Source organism: Cyanobium sp. BA20m-14, assembly GCF_024346295.1.
This window is the reverse complement of sequence record NZ_JAGQCR010000202.1, coordinates 1-5,721: the sequence shown is the minus strand read 5'-3', so window position 1 is coordinate 5,721 and position 5,721 is coordinate 1. Positions and strand designations below refer to the sequence as shown.

General features: G+C 63.3%; 5 protein-coding genes. 3 read left to right on the top strand and 2 right to left on the bottom strand.

The annotated features are described in order from the left end of the window. Positions 1-472: N-acetylmuramoyl-L-alanine amidase (locus tag KBZ07_RS15215; protein ID WP_254932398.1), on the top strand; the 472-nt coding region annotated here is incomplete at its 5' end. A 54-nt stretch (positions 473-526) separates the two neighbouring features. On the opposite strand, the gene KBZ07_RS15210 is transcribed toward KBZ07_RS15215, so the two are convergent. After that, positions 527-1,330: a helicase DnaB gene (locus KBZ07_RS15210; RefSeq protein WP_396124120.1), complete on the bottom strand. Its 804-nt coding sequence runs from the start codon at positions 1,328-1,330 to the stop codon at positions 527-529. A 148-nt stretch (positions 1,331-1,478) separates the two neighbouring features. On the opposite strand from KBZ07_RS15210, the gene KBZ07_RS15205 reads away from it, so the two are divergent. Together KBZ07_RS15205 and recQ are read left to right on the top strand one after the other, a co-directional pair. After that, positions 1,479-3,074, top strand: coding sequence for a glucose-6-phosphate isomerase (locus KBZ07_RS15205; protein ID WP_254932399.1), 1,596 nt, complete (start codon positions 1,479-1,481; stop codon positions 3,072-3,074). Positions 3,075-3,088: 14 nt separating this feature from the next. Next, positions 3,089-4,969, top strand: a complete 1,881-nt coding sequence (gene recQ / locus KBZ07_RS15200) for a DNA helicase RecQ (RefSeq protein ID WP_254932397.1) — start codon at positions 3,089-3,091, stop codon at positions 4,967-4,969. 18 nt (positions 4,970-4,987) lie between these two features. On the opposite strand, the gene KBZ07_RS15195 is transcribed toward recQ, so the two are convergent. Further along, complete coding sequence (locus KBZ07_RS15195; RefSeq protein ID WP_254932396.1) at positions 4,988-5,497, bottom strand: TerB family tellurite resistance protein; 510 nt, start codon at positions 5,495-5,497, stop codon at positions 4,988-4,990. Between the last annotated feature and the right edge of the window lie 224 nt (positions 5,498-5,721).

Below are 5,721 nucleotides of genomic sequence, written 5' to 3'. Positions count from 1 at the left end.
CGAGACGGTCTACGGGATCGGATCGGCCATTAACACCTTCACTACACCCCATCCCCGCGATGAGGACCAGGTGAGCTACCACAGCCTGATTGGAGAGGATGGGGCGGTCGTGCAGGTGCTCGATCCAGCCAAGCGGGCCTTTGGTGCGGGCAATTCCGCCTTCAATGGTCGCTGGGTAAAGACCAATGCCAAGGTGGGCGGCTCGGTCAACAATTTCGCCCTGCACATCAGCTTGGAAACGCCCCTCGACGGGGAAGACAGCGACCCATCCCACAGTGGCTATTCCGCCGCCCAGTACGACGCCCTCGCCGCCCAGCTGGCCAGTTGGATGCGGCGCTTTGCGATCCCCGCCGAAAACATCACCACCCACCGGGCCGTGGATCTCGGTGGTGAGCGGGCGGACCCCCGTAGTTTCAACTGGCAGGCCCTGCAGCAGCGGCTTCAGAACCTCGGCCTGCTCTGTAGGCGTTGAAGATCTGAGCGTTGAAGCTTGGGGCGGTGAAGATTGGAGCGGTGAAGTATTGGTTCAGATCAATGGGGCAGGCGGTTGCTTGCGGCTGGCGTAAAGCAGGGCGTGCAACTCGGGGTCCTGCATCGTGCGCAGGATGCGTCTCGGATAGTCCAGTTTGCCGTTGTGCAGGTAGGCCAGGGTGGCGAGGGCTTTGGCGTCCCGCTGGCTGCTGCTGGCCTCAAGGGTGCGCTGGGGCAGGTTGAGTTCGCGGCTCAGGCGCGCGAATTTTCCCACTAGCAAAATAACGTTCCGCTGCGGATCCAGCAGCTCACTGCGGGCCTGGCTGATTTCTGCCTCGGATGCATTCTTTTTGAGCAGCCCCTGGTGGACCAGCTCGCCAAGCCCTAGCTGGGCCGGACCGTGGGTGCTGAACAGGCCGGAATGGGCCGCCAGCGGAATGTCCTCGCCGGGCTTGGCATGGCGCATTTCGTCGAACAGCACGGCAGCAACCAGCATGGGGTTGACCCGCTGGCGGCGGCACTCGGCGATGATCAGCGGTTGCAGATCGGCAATCCGCCCGAGGGTGTGGGTGCGCAACGGCTCCAGTTGGTCAATGCCGCTGGTGAAGAGCTGGGCCAGGCGGGGCTGGGGGCCATGCACGCCAAAGCGACGCTTCAACTCGAGCAGCTCGGACGCTGAAAACCGCAGTGGATCGTAGGGTTCGCCCTCCCCGACAGGGGTGCTAACGCTGCCGCTGAGGCCTGGGTCGAGCAGCAGAAGCTGGCGGTTGGGGGTGGCCGCAAAGGGGATGGCAGCGAGGCCAACCAGAAGGGCGACCAGGCCGAAGCGACGCTGATGGAGGGCTCTGCCGAATCGCACCCGTAACCAATTGAAGTAAAACGATCATATGCAATTTCCCCAGGCCCCTAAGTTGCAACGGAACGGTCCCCACTCCGGCCCATGATTTGGTGTTGGGGGAGGGTCAGCCCTAAGTTTTGGCATCGTGAGCGGCTTGAGCCGCAACGCCATGCTCGCCAATTTCAATGGCTCCAGCGCCGAAACCCAGTGGCAGCGGTTCTGCGAGCTGCTCTGGTACGAAGCCGACCTCGGTATCTGGCTGGACGTCAGTCGCATGGCTATCGGCCAGGCGGACCTCGACAGCCTTTCCCCCCGTTTCGACCAGGCCTTTGCAGCCATGGTTGCCCTGGAGGCAGGGGCCATAGCCAATGCTGATGAACAGCGGCAGGTGGGCCACTACTGGCTGCGCAAACCTGAGCTGGCTCCGGAAGCTGGAATCAGCCAGCACATTCAGGCTGAGCTGGAGCGGATTGAAGCTTTCGGCAAGGCAATTCTGGATGGCAGCCTCCTGGCCCCCAACGGCCAGCCATTCACCGACGTGCTCTGGATCGGCATCGGCGGCTCGGGGCTGGGACCCCTGCTGATGGTCAGGGCCCTGCAGGACGCAGGCGTCGGACTGCCCTTTCACTTCTTTGACAACGTCGATCCGGCGGGGATGAGCCGCACCCTGGCTTCCCTCGACAGCCACCTAAGTACCACCTTGGTAGTGGTGGTGAGTAAGTCGGGTGGCACCCCCGAGCCCCACATCAGCATGGAGCAGGCCCAGGCAAGGCTTGAGGCCCGCGGTGGCCAATGGGCGGCTCAGGCCGTAGCCGTGACCATGTTGGATAGCAAGCTCGACAAACTGGCCGTCTCCGGAGAGTGGTTGCGCCGCTTCGACATGTTCGATTGGGTGGGAGGGCGCACGAGCATCACCAGTGCGGTAGGCCTGCTGCCCGGCGCCCTGATTGGGGCAGACATCCGCGGCTTCCTGGCAGGAGCGGCCCAGATGGACTGCGTCACCCGGGTCGCCGACCTGCGCCGCAATCCGGCAGCCCTGATGGCCGCCTCCTGGTATGTGGCAGGCCATGGCGAGGGCAAAAGGGACATGGTGGTCCTGCCCTACCGGGACCGGCTCGAAGTGTTCAGTCGCTACCTCCAGCAACTGGTGATGGAGAGCCTGGGCAAGAAACTCGACCGCAGTGGCAACGTTGTCCACCAGGGCATCGCCGTCTACGGCAACAAGGGTTCCACCGACCAGCACGCCTATGTGCAACAGCTGCGGGATGGCATTGACAACTTCTTTGTGACCTTCATTGAAGCCCTCGAGGAACCCAGCGACATAGCCCCGATCGGCGATGAAATTCCAGGCGACTTCCTCGACGGTTTCCTCCAGGGCACCCGCTCCGCCCTCATGGAAGGGGGGCGCCAGAGCATGTCGATCACCCTGCGCCGCTTCGATGCAAGGGCGTTGGGCGCCCTGATCGCCCTGTTCGAGCGAGCCGTGGGCCTTTATGCCGAGCTGGTCAATGTCAATGCCTACGACCAACCTGGTGTGGAAGCAGGCAAAAAGGCAGCAGCGGAGATTCTTGGCCTTCAGGAGCGGTTAGAAGCCCTGCTGGGTGATGGCAAAACCCGCAGCCTGCTGGAGCTGCAGCAGGCCCTCGGCACCAGTAGCCCCGAACCCCTGTTCTGGATCCTGCGCCATCTCTGCGCCAATCCAAGGGGTTACCAGGCCAGCGGCGATTGGTCCCAACCAGCGGCGATGAGCTTCGGCAGGGCCTGAGTAGGGCCGCCCCGATGTCGATGCCGAACCCGGAGGCCCTGCCGTCTCCGCAACAGGTGTTGCGTCAGGTCTTTGGATACGGCGCTTTCCGCGGTCCCCAGCAGGCGATCGTCGAACACGTGGTGGCCGGTGGGTCTGCCCTGGTGTTGATGCCAACTGGCGGCGGGAAGTCCCTTTGCTACCAGATCCCGGCCCTGTGTCGAGCTGGCCTTGCGGTGGTGGTCTCACCGCTGATCGCCCTGATGCAAGACCAGGTGGAGGCCCTGCTCCAGGCGGGTGTGCGAGCGGCGGCAATCCACTCGGGCTGTTCCGCCGCCGAAACCCGGGGCAGCTGGAGTGCCATCGAAGCTGGCCAACTCGACCTCCTCTACCTATCCCCTGAGCGCCTGCTTTCAGGCAGCACCCTGGAGCGCCTGGCCCAGCTTTCCCTGGCCCTATTTGCAATTGATGAGGCCCATTGTGTCTCCCAGTGGGGCCATGATTTTCGACCGGAATACCTGCAACTGGCCGTGTTGGCCGAGCAGTTTCCGGCGGTGCCCAGGCTTGCCCTCACCGCCACAGCCGATCCGCGCACAAGGGAGGAGATCCGCAAACGACTCCAGCTGGAGCAGGGAGCCGTATTTCTGGCCAGCTTCGATCGGCCCAACATTCGCTACATATTGCGCGACAAGGACAATCCCCGGCGTCAGCTGCTAACGCTCCTGGCCGACCATCGGGGCGAGGCGGGAATTGTCTACGCCAGGTCGCGCAACCGGGTTGACCGCTTCGCCCTCGAGCTCCGCTCGGCTGGCTATGACGCGGTTGCCTATCACGCCGGCCTGGATGCCGAGGTGAGGCACTCAGCCCTCGATCGCTTTCGCCGCGAGAGTGGCGTGGTGGTGGTGGCCACCATCGCCTTCGGCATGGGCATAGACAAACCGGACGTACGCTTCGTCGCCCATCTGGACCTGCCCAAAAGTCTGGAGGCCTACTACCAGGAGACAGGGAGGGCTGGCCGGGATGGCCTGCCGGCGCTCGCCTGGATGGTTCATGGCAGCGGGGATGTGCCCCAGTTGAGACGGTTCATTGACGAATCCGATGCCGAGCCAGCCCAGAAGCGAGTTGAACACGGCAAGCTAGATGCCCTTATTGGCTTCACGGAGGCTGGTACCTGCAGGCGCCAGCTGCTTCTGCAGCACCTGGGTGAGGTGTTGGCAGAACCCTGCGGCAACTGCGACATCTGCCTTGAACCGTCAACGGCAGTGGATGTCACCGAAGCCGCCCGCAAGGCGCTCTCCGCCGTCTATCGCTGCGACAGTAGCTTCGGCGCGGCCCATCTGACTGATGTGCTGCTCGGGGCTGATACGGCACGGATCAGGGAGCTGGGCCATGCCGATCTGAGCGTGTATGGCGTTGGCAAGGAGCTTGATCGCGGCCAGTGGCGCAGCCTGTTTCGACAGCTGGTGGCGGTGAAGTTGCTCCGCGCTGACCCGGAACGCTACGGAGCCCTGGCCTTCGCAGAGGGAGAGCGGGTCAAGCGCCTGTTGCGGGGTGACGAGAGGCTGGAGTTGCGCCTGCCGCCACCAACTAGCCGAGAGCGCAGCCAAGAGCGCAGCCGGGGTCGCCAAGTCGACGGCGCAAGGGGCACCGCTCCGGCCTTCCTCGAGCCTGGAGATAGCGAGCTGCTGAACCAGCTCAAGGCCTGGCGCAAGCAGCAGGCCAGCAACCAGGGGGTCCCCCCCTATGTGGTCTTCCATGACCGCACCCTGGTGGAGGTGGCACAACGGCGGCCAGGCTGCCTGGAGGAGCTTGGCCAGATAGGCGGAGTGGGCCAGGTCAAACTGGATCGCTACGGCCTGTCCCTACTCGAAGCCCTGGGCAAATGGCAGAGCTCCCATTCCCCAGGGGCTACCTGATCGGCCTGGGTTGGGCGCTCAGAGCCATTGGATGCCGGGCTTCTCCAGCATCTCAGAGCTGGGCCAGGCCCCCAGCCCAGAGAGGGCGTCACCTATCAAGCTCCATACATTGCGGCCGCTTGCCAATTCCTGTTCGGCGGCCCATTCGGACTCCTGGATCTGGCTCTCACTGAGGCCCAGACCCTCCACAAGCCGTCGATAGAGGGCCTTTTCCTGTGGGTTGATCAAGTCAGTGTCTTCGGCACGCTTGCTCACCCTGGCAACCATGTTTGCCAGTTTCACCGCCAGCAGCCGGTCTTCCACAGAATCAAGTCGATCGATCAGGTCTTCAAGCTTCAAGCCGTTCTGGCTCAAGGAGGCCAGTTGGCTGGTAACAGAACTGCCGCCAGTTTCCTCCCCAGCCCTGAAATAGCGGGCTTCAAGTTTTTCGAGTAGCCGCCTTTCCTCCCCAGAGACCTCCCCGTCAGCCCAGGCCACACAGCAGACGATCCTGAGCAGGTCGAGCTGACGATCATGGGCACTGGCCATGGGCTTTTGGAGAGGGATCGGGCCATTCTGCCCAGACTGGCCAGCAAGGCAGCGGCCTTAACAGGAAAGGGATGCAGAAATGGTGCCAATCCCCCCCGGATGGGGGCATCCGGGGCGATGGCTAGTCGCTGATAATAAATAAAGCGGATAACACCAGCTCAATGGCCAACTCATCTCACCGCCCAATCCAGCAAAAGCCCTGGCCAGAAAGCCTGGTTCCGACC

What these genes read in the sequence shown, in the direction of transcription:
- recQ (WP_254932397.1), top strand. Translation starts at nt 3,089, where the DNA reads ATGTCGATGCCGAACCCGGAGGCCCTGCCGTCTCCGCAACAGGTGTTG.
- KBZ07_RS15205 (WP_254932399.1), top strand. Translation starts at nt 1,479, where the DNA reads ATGCTCGCCAATTTCAATGGCTCCAGCGCCGAAACCCAGTGGCAGCGG.
- KBZ07_RS15195 (WP_254932396.1), bottom strand. Translation starts at nt 5,497, where the DNA reads ATGGCCAGTGCCCATGATCGTCAGCTCGACCTGCTCAGGATCGTCTGC.